The organism is Roseovarius halotolerans (assembly GCF_900172255.1).
In the GTDB taxonomy this organism is placed as follows: domain Bacteria; phylum Pseudomonadota; class Alphaproteobacteria; order Rhodobacterales; family Rhodobacteraceae; genus Roseovarius; species Roseovarius halotolerans.
On the sequence record NZ_FWFU01000002.1, the window covers coordinates 80111 to 96499 of the forward strand.

Sequence of the window (16389 nt, forward strand, 5' to 3'; positions counted from 1 at the left end):
CTGGCATTATCCTGTCAGCGCCGCGACAGCTTGCCGAACTCGCTTTCCAGAAGCGCGCGGATTTTCTTGCCACCGCCGCGCAGGGCGGCGGGAATGTCGGCATCGGCATGGGTCACGGTCTGTGGCCTCAGCCCCTCTGGGCGCGCTTCGATGGTGCAATGGATATCATCTGCACCACCCTTCGCGCCATTGGCATCGACCAGGTGCACCTCGACCCGCGACAGGCGGTCACAGAGATGGCCCAGAGCCGACGTCACGGTCTCTTCCGCCGAGGCGGCCAGGTCCTCGTTGCCCTCGATGCTCGAATCCGTGTTGAACTGAAATTGCATGGTCGCGCTCCTTGTTCCTGCTTTCGCGGGTCCGGGGTAAGGCACCCGTCTCAATCTATCTGCGCATCCCTCGCGCGCTCTTCAAGCGCACCCATCGCCGAAAACGCCCACGCCCTCGTGAACCCGTCCAACCAACACCATGCAGCCTTGCCAGCCGGTTAATCGGGCGCGCGCCGGTAGTCGGCATCGCTCACATGCTCCAGCCAGTCGGCCACCTGACCCTCGGCATCGGCCTCCTGGATCGCGATGTGGCACATCATCGATTCGGGGGTCGCGCCATGCCAATGCTCCTCGCCGGGCGGAATCCAGACCGTGTCGCCGGGCCGGATCACCCGTGGCGCCGCGTCGCGCAGCCCCACCAGCCCGATGCCCGAAAGGACATGCAGCGTCTGCCCCAGCGGGTGCGTATGCCACGCAGTGCGCGCGCCCGGCTCGAAACTGACGCGCAGCGCGCGCACCCGTGCCGGGGCCGGGGCCTCCACGATGGGCGTCTGCCAGACCCGTCCGGTGAACCAGTCGGGCTTCGCCAGCCTGTCCGGCGTGGTCCCGGCGGTGATGATCTCCATGACGCTCCCTCCTGCTCTCTCTCGGTCTCGCGCTTCAGCCGTCGTTCGCCCCGCAGCCTAGCCCCCTCCCGCGATGCCCACAACCGCCCCGGCAGCGTCCCGCCGCAGGCGGTCTTGCCGGTTTTGTACAATTTCCGCGACCGGCGGCGCGAAGTCGGTACAAAACCGATGTACAAACCGGACGTTTCGTACATGCCTTCACGGGCGCGAATTCCCCTGTCGAATCCCTTGACGCCCCGCGACTTTGGACGTAAAGACCCAGCGATGAATTCGGGGCGCTGCCACTGGCGGTGCCCATTTGCATTGAGCAGGGGCGCGTTGCCCCCTTGACCCAAGACGAGGATGAACCCATGTCGCGCCGCTGCGAACTGACCGGAAAAGGCCCCATGTCTGGCAACCACTCCAGCCACGCCAACAACAAAACCAAGCGCCGCTACCTGCCCAATCTGCAGGACGTATCGCTCCAGTCCGAGACCCTGGGCCGCCCCATCAAGATGCGGATCAGCGCAGCCGCTCTGCGCAGCGTCGATCACCGCGGCGGTCTGGATCTTTTCCTCGCCAAGGCGAAGGATGATGAACTTTCCGCCAACGCGTTGAAAGTCAAAAAGGAAATCGCCAAAGCCCAGGCCGCCAGCGCCTGAGCCAAACGATCTTCCGAACCGGATTGACAGCCCTGCCCTTGCGGCGGGGCTGTTTCGTTTTGTCGCTTCCCCTTCTCTGCGCACAAGGCGTATATGGTGGATGAATATGACAGGACTTCGCGCATATCTGGGCATCGCCCTCGCCTTGGTCATGGTCCTCGCGGGCCAGGCCCTCGCCGTGGCGCGCGCCGCCCCCGACGCGGCCGGCCAGATCGAGATCTGCACCGGCTCGGGGCCTGTCACCGTGATCGTCGACGCCGATGGCCAGCCCACCGGCGCCACCCATATCTGCCCCGAATGCGCGCTGGCGCTGTTCCAGGCGATTACCTCTTCCGACGGCCCGCTCCTGCTGCGCAAGCTGCGCTGGATGCCCGTTGAAACCATTGAATTTACACAACATATCTCGACTGCATCAGCGGTATCGCCATGTGCGCGTGCGCCCCCTCTCGCGGCCTGAACGACCTTTCGCAGTCAAACTCTTCCAATCATGTCAGGACGAAAACCATGTCTTTCAAAACCACCATCGCGGCCGCTCTCGCCGCCACCGCCCTCGCCTTTCCCGCCTTTGCGCAGGACATCACCGTGAATGACCCCTATGCCCGCAGCTCGGCCATGATGGCCACCTCGGGCGCGGCCTTCATGACCATCACCAACAACAGCGGCACCGATGACCGCCTGATCGCCGCCGCCTCGCCCGTATCGGAAAAGGTGGAACTGCATACGCACAAGCAGGACGAAAACGGCGTGATGCGCATGATTCATGTCGAAGAAGGCCTGCCGATCGCCGCCGGAGAAACTCTCATGCTGGAGCGCGGCGGCAACCACATCATGTTCCTGGGCATCGAAGCGCCCTTCGAGCAAGGCGCAACCGTCCCCCTCACGCTGACCTTCGAGACCGCCGGCGAAATCTCGGTCGAGGTTCCCGTCGATCTCGAACGCTGACCCCGAACGGCAACAGAAAGGCTGGGCCTCGCGCCCGGCCTTTTTATTTTACGTCAATGACTTAGAATCTCATCAACCCATTCTGGCACCAGCGTCGACGCCGGTCCGCGGCGGGTCTCGGCAAAGTCGCGGGCATTGATCGAATCCTCCAGGTTGAGTTCCACGCAATGCGCCCCGGCACGTCCGGCATGCTGCGCGAAGGCCGCCGCCGGATATACCTGCCCCGACGTGCCGATCGCGGCAAAAATATCCGCGGTCTCGACCAACTCCCAGATCCGTTCCATGTGATAGGGGATTTCGCCGAACCATACGATATCAGGCCGCGCAGCAGGCGCGCCGCAATCCGGGCATTGGTCACCCGGCGCCATCTCAAGCGGCGCGGGCCAGCGATGATCGCAGGCCCCGCAGAGCGCGCCGCTCAGGCTGCCATGCATATGCAACACATTGGAACTGCCCGCTTTTTCGTGAAGGTCATCGACATTCTGCGTGACGATCCACAAATCGCCGTGGAACCCGGCCTGAAGCCGCGCCAACGCCTCATGCGCGGGGTTGGGCGTGGCCTGCGCCGCCTGCGCGCGGCGGGCGTTGTAGAAGCGATGCACTAGACCCGGATCGCGCGCGAACCCTTCGGGCGTCGCGACGTCCTCGATCGCGTGCAGCGCCCATAACCCGCCCTCGTCGCGGAATGTCCCAAGGCCGCTTTCCGCGGAAATTCCCGCACCGGTCAGAATGACGATCTTTTCCATGTCACCTCCTTGCCTTAACACTTCTTGCCCAAAGGAGCTCCGCATGACCACCCGTATCCTGTTCGTTTGCCTTGGAAACATCTGCCGCTCGCCCGCAGCCGAAGGAGTCCTGCGTTCGCTCACGCCCGATCTCGGGCTTACGATTGACAGCGCAGGCACCAGCGGCTGGCATCTGGGCGAACCGCCCTACGGGCCAATGCAGGAAGCCGCGCGGCGACGCGGGCACGACCTCTCCTCGCTGCGCGCGCGCCAGTTCCATGCGGGCGATTTCGAGGAATTCGACCTGATCGTCGCGATGGACGAGGACAACCTGCAACGGATCGAGGCTCTGCGCCCCGCCGGCGCAGGGACACAAGTGCGGCTGTTCACCGATTTTGCCCCCGAAACCGGCATGAGCCATGTGCCGGACCCCTATTATACCCGCGATTTCGACGGCGTTCTGGATCTGATCGAGCATGCGGCGCGCGGACTGAGGGCGACACTCTGAAGGTTACGCCGGGAAGGTGACTGGCTTTTCAGGTTTGCCGAAACCCTGTTTCGGCGCGCGCAAAAACCGGCACGGCCCCGCCGAAAACGCCTTGTCCGGCGATGTCGTTTGCCCACATTCAAGGGGCCAAGGAGATTTCGCCATGCCTCTCGAATTCATCAAATCCGCCCCCGGCCAACCGCCCGAAGCCATCGCCGATGTCGCCGATACGGTTCAGATCATGCTGGCGCGGCTCAGCGCCGGCGGGGCGCAGGTGGCGCTGGAATATGCGCGCAGCCTCGATGGCTGGAGCGGCGAAATCGCTGTCAGCGCCGAGCAGATCGCACAGGCGATCGCCGAGGTGCCCCAGGATCTCAAGGACGACATTGACTGGGCGCATGAGAATATCAGCCGCTTCGCCGCTGCGCAGCGTGCCACCGCGCAAGACATGGAGGTCGAACTTCGCCCCGGCCTGATCGCCGGTCAGCGGCAGATCCCGCTTTCGGCGGCTGGCTGCTATGTGCCGGGCGGGCGCTACACGCATATCGCATCGGCGCTCATGTCCATCGCCACCGCGCGCGAAGCGGGCGTGCCCGACATCACCGCCTGTTCGCCGCCCAACGGCGCAGCGGGCATTCCCGCGCCGATGCTCTATGCGATGCATGTGGCGGGGGCCTCGCGCATCCTTTGCATCGGCGGTGTGCAGGGTGTGGCGGCGATGGCGTTCGGCCTGTTCGGTGCACCGCCTGCGGATATCCTTGTCGGCCCTGGCAACGCCTATGTCGCCGAGGCCAAGCGGCAGCTTTTCGGCCCCATCGGGATCGACATGTTCGCCGGTCCCACCGACAGTCTTGTCCTGGCCGACGAAACCGCCCATCCCGCGACCGTCGCCATCGACCTTGTCGGGCAGGCCGAGCATGGCGCAACCAGCCCGGTCTGGCTGGCCACCACGCACAGGCCGCTGGCCGACGCGGTGATCGCAGCGATACCGTCGGTCATCGACAGCTTGCCCGAACCCAACCGCAGCGCCGCGCAGGCCGCGTGGCGTGACCTCGGCGAGGTGGTTCTCTGCCCCGACCGCGAGTCGATGGCCCAATATGCCGATCAGAAGGCGCCGGAACATCTGCACGTTCAGGCCGCTGACCTGCCCTGGTGGCGCGCGCGGCTGCGGGCCTATGGGTCGCTTTTCCTTGGCGAGGAAACCACCGTGGCATTCGGTGACAAGGCGGCCGGCCCCAATCACGTGCTGCCCACCTCGGGCGCGGCGCGCTATACCGGCGGGCTCAGCGTGCACAAGTTCCTCAAGACTGTAACCTGGCAACAGGTGGATACCCGCGCCCTGCCGGACCTGGCACGCATCAGCGCCCGCATCAGCCGCGAGGAGCGCATGGAAGGCCATGCGCGCTCGGCCGACATTCGGCTGGACAAGCTCGCGGCAAGCGCCAAGATGCCCGCGCGCGTCGGGGGCTGACCCCGCGCCACGATAGGCAAAGGGGAGAGCGGTAAGAATGCGAACTGTCGGAATCCTGGGCGGGATGGGGCCAGAGGCCACCATACTTCTGATGCAGAAGGTGCTTGATGCCGTGCCCGCGCGCGATGACGGCGATCACATCCCTCTCATCGTGCACCAGAACCCGCAGGTTCCAAGCCGCATCAAGGCCCTGATCGACGGTAACGGCGAAGACCCCGCGCCGGTTCTGGCGCGCATGGCGGACGATCTTGCACGCGCCGGAGCCAAGGCGCTCGCGATGCCCTGCAACACCGCCCATCACTACGCGGATGCGCTTCAGGGCGCGACCAGCTTGCCATTCCTGAACATGCTCGACCTCACCGCCGCGGCTCTGGCGGGCGCGGGTGCGCGCAAGGTGGGGCTTCTGGCCTCGCCCGCGACGCGGCTGACCGGGGTGTTCCTGCAGCCCTTCAGTGCCCGCGGGCTAGAGCCAGTCTCCTTGAGCGATGACAGCGAGTTGCTGGCGATCATCCGCGCCGTCAAGGCCGGGGAAGACCCGGAGTCGCTGGCGCCACGTATGAACGGACAGGCGCACCGGCTGGCCGATGCGGGCGCCGATCACCTGCTGGTCGCCTGCACCGAGCTGTCCTTTCTGACCGGCGCGCTGCCTGATGGTATCGGCTGGACGGACAGCCTCGATTGCCTGGTCGAGGGGATCGTCGATTTCGCGCAGGGTTGAGGCTCAGCCCTTGAGCCCGTCCAGCATTTCCTGCGCGGCGACGGTCGGTGTGATCGTCCCTTCGGCGACGCGCGCGGCGTAGTCCTGCATCGCCTCGCGGGCCTGCGGCGTTTCAAGGCGCGCCAGAAGCCCGTTACGCACTTCCTGCTCGAACCAATAGCGCGCCTGCTCCTCGCGCCGCGCATCGAAGAACCCGTTTTCACGGCGCCACTCGACCAGCGCGGTCATTTCCTCCCAGGCCTTCTCCAGGCCCTCCTGCTGCATGGCCGATACCATCATGGCCTTGGGAAACCCGGCAGGGTCCTGGGGCCGTTTTCGCAACAGGCGCAGCGCCCCGGCATAATCGGTGCAGGTGCGCGTTGCCGCCGGTTTCAGATCGCCATCGGCCTTGTTGACAAGAATGATGTCGGCGATCTCCATGATACCGCGCTTCACGCCCTGCAACTCATCCCCCCCCGCCGGGGCCAGCAGCAGAATGAACAGGTCAGACATCTCGGCAACGACGGTTTCGGACTGCCCGACGCCCACGGTCTCGATCAGCACAACATCAAAGCCCGCCGCCTCGCAGACCGCCACGGCCTCGCGGCTGCGCCGTGCGACGCCGCCCAGATGCGATTGCGCGGGCGAGGGCCGGATGAATGCATTGGGATCGCGCGAAAGCTGCTCCATCCGGGTCTTGTCGCCCAGGATCGAGCCGCCCGAGCGCGCACTCGACGGGTCCACCGCCAGAACCGCCACCCGAAGGCCCTGCGCGGTCAGCATGGTGCCGAAACTCTCGATGAAGGTGGATTTTCCCACACCGGGCGTGCCCGACATGCCGATACGGATGGCCTGCCGCTCCGCGCCCTTCAGCCGCTCCATCAACAGCGCCGCCTGTTCGCGGTGATCCTTGCGTGAACTTTCGATCAGGGTGATCGCTCGCGACAGCGCCCTGCGGTCACCGGCGACGATCTTTTCGCTGATTGTGTCGATATCCATGGCGGCAGCAGACCCGTTGTTGATGTGTTCCGGGCGCCTACATGACGCGCCGCGCCCCCTAATGTCCAGACCGGCCGCCGCCGTCAGGCTATGGAAATATGCCAGCGCATGGCCGATAAGGCGGGCATGACCACGCAATTGCCCATCCATGAAGCGATTTCACCGCTGCTCGACGCGCTGCGTGCCCGCGGTCGCGCGGTGCTTCAGGCGCCGCCCGGCGCGGGCAAGACCACCGTGGTTCCGCTTGAAATGCTCAAGGCCGGACTGACCGGTGGACGCATCCTGATGCTGGAGCCGCGCCGCCTTGCCGCGCGCGCCGCCGCCGAGCGCATGGCGCAGACCCTGGGCGAGGCACCGGGCCAGACCGTCGGCTATCGTGTGCGCGGCGAGGCAAAGGTGTCCGGCGCCACGCGGATCGAAGTGGTGACCGAGGGCATCCTGACGCGGATGCTGCAATCCGACCCGGCGCTCAGCGGCATCGGCGCGGTGATCTTCGACGAGTTCCACGAACGTTCGCTCAATGCCGATCTGGGGCTGGCGCTCTGCCTAGAGGTGGCCGGTGCACTGCGCGAAGACCTGATCCTGCTGGCGATGTCGGCGACGCTTGACGCCGCACCGGTAGCGGCGCTGATGGATGACGCACCGGTCGTCACGTCGGAGGGGCGCAGTTACCCGGTGGATATCCGCTGGCTTGACCGCCCCGTTCCCGCCACGCGCCGGTTCGAGCAGGCGCTGGCCGATCTGGTCCTCGACGCCGCATCCGAGACCGGGGGCGGGATTCTCGTGTTCCTTCCTGGCGAGGGTGAGATCCGCCGCGTCGAGGCGCTGCTGCGTGACCGCCTGCCGGAAGACTGCCACTTGCGCCCGTTGTTCGGCGCGATGGAGTTCAGCAAGCAGCGCGCTGCCATCGCCCCCGCCCAAAGCGGCCGCAAGGTCGTCCTGTCCACTGCCATCGCGGAAACATCGCTGACCATTTCCGATATCCGCGTCGTGGTCGATGGCGGGCGGGCGCGGCGGGCGCGCTTTGATCCGGGCAGCGGCATGTCGCGGCTGGTAACCGAACCTGTCACACGCGCCGAGGCGACACAGCGCGCAGGGCGCGCAGGCCGCGTGGCAGAAGGTGTCTGTTATCGCCTCTGGACCAAGGGCGAGGATGGCGCACTTCCGGCCTTCCCCCCTGCCGAGATCGAGGCCGCGGACCTGTCCGGGCTGGCACTCGAGCTCGCGCTCTGGGGAGCCGCGCCCGGTGATCTCGCCTTCGTGACGCCACCCAATCCCGGCGTCTATGCCGAGGCACAGGCTCTGCTGCGCATGCTGGGCGCGCTGGACAATGCCAACCGGATCACCGCGCATGGCAAGGTGCTGGCGGCGTTGCCGCTCCACCCGAGACTTGCGCATATGATGGCGCTGGCCGGGGCCGACGCCGCGTTGCCTGCCGCCCTTCTGTCGGACCGCGATCCGCTCGCGCGGGGCGCGCCGGTGGATCTGTCGCTGCGCCTCTCGGCGCTGCGCAATCTGCGCGATTTCCAGACGCGACATTCCCACAGCGTCAATCGTGGCGCGCTTGAACGCATCCGCAGCGAAGCCAGGCGGCTGGCCCGTCAGGCGACCCCTGCGCAAAAACCCCAGCTGGACGATGCAGAGATGGCAGCCCTCGCCTATCCCGACCGCATCGGCTTGCGCCGCAAGGGGGATGCGCCGCGCTATGTGCTTTCGGGTGGCAAGGGTGCTGTGATGCCGGATGACGACGACATGTCAGGCGCGCGCCTGATCGTGGCCACCGATCTTGACGGCAACCCGCGCGAGGCGCGCATCCGTCAGGCGATCCGCATTGACGAGGCCGCGCTGCGCGGGCTCTTCGCCGATCAGATCGCCTGGCATGATGTCTGCCTCTGGGACAGGCGCGAACGCCGCGTGGCCTCGCGGCGGCAGGAACGGTTCGGGGCGCTGTTGCTGGATGACCGGGTCTGGAAAGATGCCCCCGACAACGCGGTAGCCCGCGCGATGCTGGACGGAGTGCGCGACCTGGGATTGAACTGGTCGGATACGGCGCGCCGCTTTGTTGCGCGCGTGGAGCTCTTGCGCGCGGCTGGCGATGACCTGCCAGACATGCGTGAACCCGCGCTGCTCGAGCAACTCGAGGATTGGCTTTTGCCCTTTCTGTCCGGAGTGCGCACAGCGCAGGACTGGAAGCGGTTCGACATGCTCGAAGCCTTGCGCGCGCGGCTGAGCCATGACCAGATGCAACGGCTCGACAAGCAGGCCCCGGCGCAGTTCACCACGCCGCTCGGGCGCCGCATTCCGATAGATTACGGCGGCGAGGCCCCGGAAATCAGCCTGCGCCTGCAGGAGATGTTCGGACAAACGACCCATCCCAGCGTGGGCCGGACCCCGCTTCGCGTAACACTTCTGTCGCCCGCAGGTCGTCCGGTGCAGACGACCACCGACATTCCTGGGTTCTGGGCCACCAGCTATGCAGATGTGCGCAAGGACATGCGCGGGCGCTACCCCAGGCATCCCTGGCCCGAAGACCCGACCGTGGCCGATCCGACACTGCGTGCCAGCCGGCGCCGCAAGCCGTGATTTGAATTCTGCGCTGGTATCGCTATATTGGAGCGATAACAAGAAATTAACATGAGCAGGCGAACCGAACCCCATGACTGAGGGATTGAAAAAAGCGTGGGCCGAAATGGTCCAACCCTTGCTGCGCCGCCCTCCCGAGGTGCAGGTGGCGGCCTTGTGCGGCCGCCAGAGCGATGACGGGATCGAGGTGCTCTTGATTACGAGCCGCGACAGCGGGCGCTGGATCGTGCCCAAGGGCTGGCTGATGGATGGCAAATCCGCCGCCGAAGCCGCGCGCGAGGAAGCCTGGGAAGAAGCTGGCGTCAAGACAGCGATGCTGACGCCGGTGCCGGTGGGCACATTCGCATATGAAAAACGCCTCGACACGGGTTATCGCGCGCCGGTGGAAGTGCAGGTTTTCTACCTCGATGTCAGCGAACTTTCCGACATCTACCCCGAGGCACGTGAGCGCGAGCGCAAGTGGGTCAGCCCCGCACAAGCCGCCGAAATGGTGAATGAGCCGGGGCTGAAAGCGATTTTTCAGGAAATGTAACCGTTTTGTAACGGTTTCATGAGCTTCCGCCATTGATCTGATCAGGATCTGCCACTAGCGCTGTCAGCGAATGTTCTGCCTGGGAGGGGCCGGTGCCCGACACACCCGACAGCAACCAGTGGAAGACACTGGACAAGGATCTGAGGCGCATCTCCCAGATCGAATACGCGACGTCTTATGTCGCGCGCCCCCTGATCGCACCGGGGATCGCCCTGGTCTTCATGGTGATCGCAGGACTGGGTGCGGCGCTGTTCTTTGGAACCTATCCCAACAACACCGTCGTCGTCGTCGCCGCCGTGTTCGGGGCCTACATGGCGCTCAATATCGGCGCCAATGATGTGGCCAACAACATGGGTCCGGCGGTCGGTGCGAATGCGCTGACCATGAGCGGCGCCATCGTGATCGCCGCGATCTGCGAAAGCGCCGGGGCGCTGCTGGCCGGGGGCGACGTGGTCTCGACCATCTCGAAAGGGATCATCGACCCCGCGGGCGTCTCCGAGGCGCAGATATTCACATGGGCGATGATGGCGGCGCTGATTTCCGCGGCCCTCTGGGTGAACCTCGCGACCCGTATCGGCGCGCCGGTCTCGACCACACACTCGGTTGTGGGCGGGGTCATGGGTGCCGGGATCGCGGCGGCCGGGCTGACGGCGGTGAACTGGCCCACGATGGGCGCGATCGCGGCCAGCTGGGTGATATCGCCGGTGCTGGGCGGAGCCATCGCGGCGGCGTTCCTGGCGTTCATCAAGAGCAGGATCATCTATCGCGAGGACAAGATCGCGTCGGCGCAGCGTTGGGTTCCGGTGCTGGTCGGGATCATGGCCGGCACCTTTGCGACATACCTTGGGCTCAAGGGGCTGTCGCGCGTGGTGTCCGTCAATCTCGGCGCCGCGCTGCTCATCGGGCTGGGCGTCGGGGTCGTGTCATATGGTTTTGCGCGCCCCATGATCCGTCGGCAGTCAGCCGGCATGGAGAACCGCAACCGCTCGCTCAAATCCCTGTTCGCCTTGCCGCTGGTGCTGTCGGCGGCATTGCTGTCATTCGCGCATGGCGCCAACGATGTGGCCAACGCCGTGGGGCCGCTGGCCGCCATCGTGCACGCCAATGAGTTTGGTGTCGTTTCCGGGCAGGTCGCGATCCCGATGTGGGTCATGGTGATCGGTGCATTCGGGATTTCCTTCGGCCTGTTCCTGTTCGGACCCAAGCTGATCCGCATGGTCGGCAGCCAGATCACGAAGCTGAACCCGATGCGTGCCTATTGCGTCGCGCTCAGCGCGGCGATCACCGTGATCGTGGCCAGCTGGCTGGGTCTGCCGGTCAGTTCGACGCATATCGCCGTGGGCGGCGTGTTCGGCGTCGGGTTCTTTCGCGAATGGTATATGGAAAAGCGCCTGCGCAATAATTCCGGCAATGGCGGAACCGCCAAGCGCATCCCGCTCGAGGAACGCCGCCGCCGCAAACTGGTGCGGCGCAGCCATTTCATGACGATCGTCGCGGCCTGGGTCGTCACGGTGCCCGCCGCCGGAGCGATGTCGGCGGTGATCTTCCTGTTCCTCAAAACGGTGATCCGCTGACGCGCAGGTCGCTCACCCCCACCAGGGGCCATGAAAGCGGCCCTCCTGACCCAGCCTCTCGAAGCCGTGACGCCCGAAGACATCGCGCTGTGCCTGGATGAGATTGGCCGTGCCGAACCCTTGGCGCATGCTGTCATACCAGGCCAGCGCCGCTGAAAGCGACGGCAGCGCATGACCGGCATGAACCGCCGCCGCCACCACCTCGCGCAGGGCCGGCACCGATGCCGCAAGATCCTCCGCGATGGCAGGCGCCAGGATCAGATGCCCCTGTGGTTCTCCCGCGCCGTCTGCGCGCAGGGCGTCGGCCAGATCATTCAGCAGCGCCGACCGGATGATGCACCCGGCGCGCCAGATCTCGGCGATCCGGGCCAGATCGAGCGACCACTGATATTCCCGCGAGGCCGCCGTCAGAAGGCGGAAACCCTGCGCATGGGCAAGGATGCGCCCCGCCTTCAGCGCATCCGCCAGAACCTCGGGTGAAAGGCCCAGTGCCAGCCGGGCACCGCCCAGGATCGCTTCGGCCGCCTGGCGCGTGTCCTTTTCGGCTGACCAGCTGCGGGCACCGACCGCCGCCTCGATGGTGCTGGCCGATTGCCCCAGGCGCAGCGCCTCGATCACGGTCCATCGGCCCGTGCCCTTTTGTCCGGCGCTATCCTTGATCACATCGACCGCCGGGTGGCCGGTAACCGGATCGCTGCTTTGCAGGATATCCGAGGTGATCTCCAGCAAGTAGGATCGCAGCGCGCCGCCATTCCACGCGCTGAACAGCGCGCCGATCTCGGTCGGACTGCGACCGGTGCCGAAACGCAGAAGACTGTAAACCTCCGCGATCATCTGCATGTCGGCATATTCGATGCCGTTATGCACGGTCTTGACGAAATGCCCTGCCCCGTCAGGACCAAGTCGCGCGACGCAGGGATCGCCCTCGTAGCGCGCCGCGATGCGTTCGAGGATCGGTTGCAGCCGCGCCCAGCTGTCCGTGGTGGCCCCGACCATCATCGAGGGACCGTTGCGCGCGCCCTCTTCGCCCCCTGAAACGCCCATGCCGACGAGGTCGAGCCCCTTTTTGGCCAGTGCCGCGCTGCGCCGCCGCGTGTCGTGGAAATCGGCATTGCCCGCATCGACGATCATGTCGCCCGGCGCCAGCAGGGGCGCGATCCGGGCGATCATCTCGTCCATTGGCGGCCCCGAAGGGATCATGAACAGCACGATGCGCGGCACGTCGAGGTCAGCAACGAAAGATTCAAGCGTCGCATGCGGATGAAGCCGTTCGCTCAGCGCGCCCGCCTCTGCAAGGAAAGGTTCGAATACCTCGACCTCGCGATTGGCCAGCGCCACGTCGAGGCCCTGTTGCGCCAGGTTCAGCGCCAAGGCGCTGCCCATCGTGCCAAGCCCGTAAAGACCGATCTGCGCGCGTGCCATACATCCCCCCAACCTTCGCCGGTGTCGGAGGGATGCTAAAGGCTCAGACTCCGAGACACCAGCGCATGATCGCCTTCTGCGCGTGCAGTCGGTTTTCGGCCTCGTCCCAGATCACCGAATGCGGCCCGTCCATGACGGCACTGGTCGCCTCGTCCTCGCGGTGGGCGGGCAGGCAGTGCATGAACAGCGCATCGGGGCGCGCGTGCGACATCAGCTCCTCGTTCACCTGATAGGGGCGCAGCATGTTGTGGCGGCGCTCCTTGGTGGACTGGCTGTCATGCATGCTGACCCAGGTATCGGTGACCACGAGATCCGCATCCTTAACCGCCTTGACGGGGTCGCGCTCGATCTGGACGGTGCTGCCGCTCTTGCGCGCCAGTCCGACGAATTCGTCCTCGGGGTCTAGTTGCGAAGGGCCGGTGAAGGTCAGATCGAAGCCGAACTGCCCCGCCGCATGCAGGAAAGACGCGCAGACGTTGTTGCCGTCTCCCGACCAGACAACCTTCTTGCCCGTGATCGGGCCGCGATGTTCCTCGTAAGTCAGGACGTCGGCCATGATCTGGCAGGGATGGGTGCGATCGGTCAGCCCGTTGATCACCGGGACATCGGCGTATTCGGCCATCTCCAGCAGCACGGATTCGTCGAAGGTGCGGATCATGATCAGGTCGACATAGCGGCTCAGCACGCGGGCGGTGTCGGCGATGGTCTCGCCGTGGCCAAGCTGCATGTCGGCACCCGACAGCACCATGGTCTGTCCGCCCATCTGGCGCACGCCCGCGTCAAAGCTGACCCTTGTGCGGGTCGAGGGCTTTTCAAAGATCAGCGCGACCATGCGCCCCGCCAGCGGCGAGCCCTCGTCCGGGGTGCCGCGCGGGCGCCCCTTGCGTGCCTCCTTCATGGCGCGGGCATTGTCGATCATCGACCGCAACTCGGCCGGGTCTGTCTTGTGGATATCGAGAAAGTGCTTCATGGCGTGGTGACCTTGGCTGAAGGGGGAAGGGGGCGCCGCCCCCGCCGCGCGTGCCGCGCGACTCCCCCGGAGTATTTCCGGAAAGGTGAAAGATCAGGACCCATTGCCCGTTTCGACCCGGGTTGCGGTGGCGTCAAGACGGGCAAGCGCCTCGGAAAGATCCTCGTTTGACATGTTGAGCGGCGGCAGGAGGCGGATGACGTTGTCCGCCGCCGGAACGGTGATGAGCTGTTCGGCGTAGGCGGCGGCGAGGACATCCGCATTGGGCGCCTTGCATTTCAGGCCAAGCATGAGCCCGCTGCCGCGCACCTCCTCGAACACATCGGGATGGGAGGCAACAAGCCCTTCGAGCCCTTGGCGCAGGCGCCCGGCCTTTTCGTTGACCTCTTGCAGAAAGGTGGGGTCGGCGATGATGTCCATGACGCGTGCACCCACGGCGCAGGCCAGTGGGTTGCCGCCATAGGTCGATCCATGCGTTCCTGCGGTCATGCCGCTGGCGGCGCTTTCGGAGGCCAGCACCGCACCCAGCGGGAAGCCCCCTCCGATGCCCTTGGCGACCATCATGATGTCAGGCTCGATGCCCGCCCATTCATGCGCGAAAAGACGCCCGGTGCGCCCCATTCCGCATTGCACCTCGTCGAGGATCAGAAGGATGCCCTTTTCGTCACAGAGATCGCGCAAGCCCTTGAGGCACTGGTCGGGAAGCGGGCGTATCCCGCCTTCGCCCTGCACAGGTTCGATGAGAATCGCCGCGGTGGTTTCGTCGATGGCGGCATGGAGCCCGTCGTGATCGCCCCAGGCGACATGGCTGAAGCCGGGCAGGAGCGGGCCGAAGCCGCTGGTCATCTTTTCGGACCCCGCAGCGGCGATGGCGGCATGCGAGCGGCCGTGAAAGGACCCCTCGAAGGCAATGATGCCGATGCGCTCGGGTTGGCCCTTGGCATGGAAATGCTTGCGCGCCATCTTGATCGCCAATTCACAGGACTCCGTGCCCGAATTGGTGAAGAAGACCGTGTCGGCGAAAGTCGCATCGACCAGCTTGTCCGCCAGCGCCTGCTGTTGCGGGATCTGATAGAGGTTCGACGTGTGCCACAACCGGCCCGCCTGTTCGGTCAGCGCGGCGACAAGATCGGGATTGGCATGGCCAAGCGCATTCACCGCGATCCCGGCCCCCATGTCCAGAAATCGGCGCCCATCCGCCTCGATCAACCAGCTGCCTTCACCCTTGACGAAGGTCAGGGGTGCCCGATTATAGGTCGGAAGAACGGACGGGATCATCTGCATATCCTTTGTTTCAGAAGCCCTTTGAGTGCCTTAGAGGCTTGGGCAAGTCAATGTTTTCGGGAAGGGTGCGGCGCGCGGGCGCGCCAGCGATCAAGCGACCGGGACGTCAGGCGCGGATGCGTCGGCGTCGGGCGATGGCGTATGCTTGGCGTTTGATCATGGCATCGCTTTAGCCCGATCCTGACGCGACGTGAAGCGGAATCTGCGACGCCTTGGCAAACGCCTTGTCGGCGTGATGTTTTGCGCATACCGCTTGCAGACATGTTCAGCCCCCGCGCCCCGAACCCCGCGCTTGCCGCGCTCTTGACGCTGGCGGCCTCGGCCTTTGCCGCGGGCACGACCCTCTTGGCCAAGGCGCTTGGCACCGGCGTTCTGGGGCCAGCGATGCATCCGCTGCAAATCAGCCACGGCCGGTTCCTGTTCGCCCTGCTGGCCATCGGGGCCGTGACAACCGTCATGCGACCGCGCATGAGCCGCCCGCATCTGGGGCTGCACGCCGGGCGGTCGGCTTTCGGCTGGGGTGGCGTGACCCTTATGTTCGCCGCCGCCACCTTCATCCCGCTGTCGGACGCCACGGCGATCAGCTTTCTCAACCCGGTTTTCGGGATGATGCTGGCGGTGCCCTTGCTGGGCGAAAAGGTTGGGCCGGTCCGCTGGGGTGCGGCGGCCATCGCGCTGGTCGGAGCGGTGGTGCTGACCCGCCCTGGCGACGGGGCAATCGCCTTCGGAGCGGTTCTGGCGCTCGGCTCGGCGCTGTGTCTGGGAACCGAGCTGATTTTCATCAAGCGGCTTTCCGGGCGCGAGGGGCCGCTTCAGATCCTGTTCATCAACAACCTGATCGGGCTCGTGATCGCGACGCTGGCGGTGGTGCTGGTGTGGCGTGCGCCGAATGTGCAGCAATGGCTGGCACTGGCCGGGATCGGCGTGCTCATGGCGGCCGCGCAGGCCTGTTTTGTCAACGCGATGGCGCGGGCCGATGCAAGTTTCGTCGCACCCTTCTTCTATGCCGCGCTGGTCTTTGCGACGATCTATGACGCGGCGGTGTTCGCGGTGCTGCCCGATGCCGTCTCGATCCTGGGGGCGGTCATCATCCTGACGGGCGCGGGACTGCTGGCGTGGCGCGAGGGGCGGCGCAGACCGCATCAGCCCCCTGTCGCCGAGTGACGC

At 65.7% G+C, this 16389-nt stretch carries 17 protein-coding genes; 10 read left to right on the forward strand and 7 right to left on the reverse strand.

Annotated features, from left to right (window positions below; genetic code table 11):
• Window positions 1-14: 14 nt before the first annotated feature.
• Together ROH8110_RS07340 and ROH8110_RS07345 are read right to left on the reverse strand one after the other, a co-directional pair.
• Window positions 15-329, reverse strand: a complete 315-nt coding sequence (locus ROH8110_RS07340; RefSeq protein WP_085817132.1) for a hypothetical protein — start codon at window positions 327-329, stop codon at window positions 15-17.
• A gap of 158 nt (window positions 330-487) precedes the next feature.
• A complete protein-coding gene (locus ROH8110_RS07345) occupies window positions 488-895 on the reverse strand; it encodes a (R)-mandelonitrile lyase (protein WP_085817133.1) in 408 nt (135 codons plus the stop codon).
• A gap of 350 nt (window positions 896-1245) precedes the next feature.
• Between ROH8110_RS07345 and rpmB the strand changes: the two genes are divergently transcribed.
• From rpmB to ROH8110_RS07360, 3 genes are all read left to right on the forward strand, one after another.
• The gene (rpmB, locus tag ROH8110_RS07350) at window positions 1246-1536 is read left to right on the forward strand and encodes a 50S ribosomal protein L28 (protein ID WP_085817784.1); all 291 of its coding nucleotides are present in this window, start codon (window positions 1246-1248) and stop codon (window positions 1534-1536) included.
• Window positions 1537-1642: 106 nt separating this feature from the next.
• A complete protein-coding gene (locus tag ROH8110_RS07355) occupies window positions 1643-1993 on the forward strand; it encodes a hypothetical protein (RefSeq protein WP_139837393.1) in 351 nt (116 codons plus the stop codon).
• 47 nt (window positions 1994-2040) lie between these two features.
• A complete protein-coding gene (locus ROH8110_RS07360; protein ID WP_085817135.1) occupies window positions 2041-2478 on the forward strand; it encodes a copper chaperone PCu(A)C in 438 nt (145 codons plus the stop codon).
• 53 nt (window positions 2479-2531) lie between these two features.
• Here ROH8110_RS07360 and ROH8110_RS07365 read toward each other — a convergent pair whose 3' ends face one another.
• Window positions 2532-3224 carry an NAD-dependent deacylase gene (locus ROH8110_RS07365; RefSeq protein ID WP_085817136.1) on the reverse strand — a complete coding sequence of 231 codons (693 nt, stop codon included), beginning with the start codon at window positions 3222-3224 and terminating at the stop codon, window positions 2532-2534.
• A 43-nt stretch (window positions 3225-3267) separates the two neighbouring features.
• On the opposite strand from ROH8110_RS07365, the gene ROH8110_RS07370 reads away from it, so the two are divergent.
• The 3 genes from ROH8110_RS07370 (at window position 3268) to cuyB (ending at window position 5879) form a co-directional block, all read left to right on the forward strand.
• Window positions 3268-3711, forward strand: coding sequence for a low molecular weight protein-tyrosine-phosphatase (locus tag ROH8110_RS07370; protein ID WP_085817137.1), 444 nt, complete (start codon window positions 3268-3270; stop codon window positions 3709-3711).
• Between the two features lie 142 nt (window positions 3712-3853).
• The gene (hisD, locus tag ROH8110_RS07375; protein ID WP_085817138.1) at window positions 3854-5161 is read left to right on the forward strand and encodes a histidinol dehydrogenase; all 1308 of its coding nucleotides are present in this window, start codon (window positions 3854-3856) and stop codon (window positions 5159-5161) included.
• A gap of 37 nt (window positions 5162-5198) precedes the next feature.
• Window positions 5199-5879 carry a cysteate racemase gene (gene cuyB / locus ROH8110_RS07380; protein WP_085817139.1) on the forward strand — a complete coding sequence of 227 codons (681 nt, stop codon included), beginning with the start codon at window positions 5199-5201 and terminating at the stop codon, window positions 5877-5879.
• Window positions 5880-5882: 3 nt separating this feature from the next.
• On the opposite strand, the gene meaB is transcribed toward cuyB, so the two are convergent.
• Window positions 5883-6857: a methylmalonyl Co-A mutase-associated GTPase MeaB gene (gene meaB, locus ROH8110_RS07385; protein WP_085817140.1), complete on the reverse strand. Its 975-nt coding sequence runs from the start codon at window positions 6855-6857 to the stop codon at window positions 5883-5885.
• A gap of 126 nt (window positions 6858-6983) precedes the next feature.
• On the opposite strand from meaB, the gene hrpB reads away from it, so the two are divergent.
• The 3 genes from hrpB to ROH8110_RS07400 all read left to right on the forward strand — a co-directional run bounded on the left by hrpB (window position 6984) and on the right by ROH8110_RS07400 (window position 11546).
• Complete coding sequence (gene hrpB, locus ROH8110_RS07390) at window positions 6984-9440, forward strand: ATP-dependent helicase HrpB (protein WP_085817785.1); 2457 nt, start codon at window positions 6984-6986, stop codon at window positions 9438-9440.
• A gap of 106 nt (window positions 9441-9546) precedes the next feature.
• On the forward strand, window positions 9547-9972 hold the full coding sequence (locus ROH8110_RS07395; protein WP_245962826.1) for an NUDIX hydrolase: 426 nt from the start codon (window positions 9547-9549) through the stop codon (window positions 9970-9972).
• A 92-nt stretch (window positions 9973-10064) separates the two neighbouring features.
• Window positions 10065-11546, forward strand: a complete 1482-nt coding sequence (locus ROH8110_RS07400; protein WP_085817142.1) for an inorganic phosphate transporter — start codon at window positions 10065-10067, stop codon at window positions 11544-11546.
• 12 nt (window positions 11547-11558) lie between these two features.
• On the opposite strand, the gene gnd is transcribed toward ROH8110_RS07400, so the two are convergent.
• The 3 genes from gnd to ROH8110_RS07415 form a co-directional block, all read right to left on the reverse strand.
• Window positions 11559-12968, reverse strand: coding sequence for an NADP-dependent phosphogluconate dehydrogenase (gene gnd, locus ROH8110_RS07405; protein WP_085817143.1), 1410 nt, complete (start codon window positions 12966-12968; stop codon window positions 11559-11561).
• Between the two features lie 43 nt (window positions 12969-13011).
• Window positions 13012-13938, reverse strand: a complete 927-nt coding sequence (argF, locus tag ROH8110_RS07410; RefSeq protein WP_085817144.1) for an ornithine carbamoyltransferase — start codon at window positions 13936-13938, stop codon at window positions 13012-13014.
• A gap of 93 nt (window positions 13939-14031) precedes the next feature.
• The gene (locus tag ROH8110_RS07415) at window positions 14032-15216 is read right to left on the reverse strand and encodes an aspartate aminotransferase family protein (protein WP_085817786.1); all 1185 of its coding nucleotides are present in this window, start codon (window positions 15214-15216) and stop codon (window positions 14032-14034) included.
• Window positions 15217-15483: 267 nt separating this feature from the next.
• Between ROH8110_RS07415 and ROH8110_RS07420 the strand changes: the two genes are divergently transcribed.
• Window positions 15484-16386, forward strand: coding sequence for a DMT family transporter (locus tag ROH8110_RS07420; RefSeq protein WP_085817145.1), 903 nt, complete (start codon window positions 15484-15486; stop codon window positions 16384-16386).
• Window positions 16387-16389 lie beyond the last annotated feature (3 nt).

What these genes read in the sequence shown, in the direction of transcription:
- ROH8110_RS07340 (WP_085817132.1), bottom strand. Translation starts at nt 329, where the DNA reads ATGCAATTTCAGTTCAACACGGATTCGAGCATCGAGGGCAACGAGGAC.
- ROH8110_RS07345 (WP_085817133.1), bottom strand. Translation starts at nt 895, where the DNA reads ATGGAGATCATCACCGCCGGGACCACGCCGGACAGGCTGGCGAAGCCC.
- rpmB (WP_085817784.1), top strand. Translation starts at nt 1,246, where the DNA reads ATGTCGCGCCGCTGCGAACTGACCGGAAAAGGCCCCATGTCTGGCAAC.
- ROH8110_RS07355 (WP_139837393.1), top strand. Translation starts at nt 1,643, where the DNA reads ATGACAGGACTTCGCGCATATCTGGGCATCGCCCTCGCCTTGGTCATG.
- ROH8110_RS07360 (WP_085817135.1), top strand. Translation starts at nt 2,041, where the DNA reads ATGTCTTTCAAAACCACCATCGCGGCCGCTCTCGCCGCCACCGCCCTC.
- ROH8110_RS07365 (WP_085817136.1), bottom strand. Translation starts at nt 3,224, where the DNA reads ATGGAAAAGATCGTCATTCTGACCGGTGCGGGAATTTCCGCGGAAAGC.
- ROH8110_RS07370 (WP_085817137.1), top strand. Translation starts at nt 3,268, where the DNA reads ATGACCACCCGTATCCTGTTCGTTTGCCTTGGAAACATCTGCCGCTCG.
- hisD (WP_085817138.1), top strand. Translation starts at nt 3,854, where the DNA reads ATGCCTCTCGAATTCATCAAATCCGCCCCCGGCCAACCGCCCGAAGCC.
- cuyB (WP_085817139.1), top strand. Translation starts at nt 5,199, where the DNA reads ATGCGAACTGTCGGAATCCTGGGCGGGATGGGGCCAGAGGCCACCATA.
- meaB (WP_085817140.1), bottom strand. Translation starts at nt 6,857, where the DNA reads ATGGATATCGACACAATCAGCGAAAAGATCGTCGCCGGTGACCGCAGG.
- hrpB (WP_085817785.1), top strand. Translation starts at nt 6,984, where the DNA reads ATGACCACGCAATTGCCCATCCATGAAGCGATTTCACCGCTGCTCGAC.
- ROH8110_RS07395 (WP_245962826.1), top strand. Translation starts at nt 9,547, where the DNA reads ATGGTCCAACCCTTGCTGCGCCGCCCTCCCGAGGTGCAGGTGGCGGCC.
- gnd (WP_085817143.1), bottom strand. Translation starts at nt 12,968, where the DNA reads ATGGCACGCGCGCAGATCGGTCTTTACGGGCTTGGCACGATGGGCAGC.
- argF (WP_085817144.1), bottom strand. Translation starts at nt 13,938, where the DNA reads ATGAAGCACTTTCTCGATATCCACAAGACAGACCCGGCCGAGTTGCGG.
- ROH8110_RS07415 (WP_085817786.1), bottom strand. Translation starts at nt 15,216, where the DNA reads ATGATCCCGTCCGTTCTTCCGACCTATAATCGGGCACCCCTGACCTTC.
- ROH8110_RS07420 (WP_085817145.1), top strand. Translation starts at nt 15,484, where the DNA reads ATGTTCAGCCCCCGCGCCCCGAACCCCGCGCTTGCCGCGCTCTTGACG.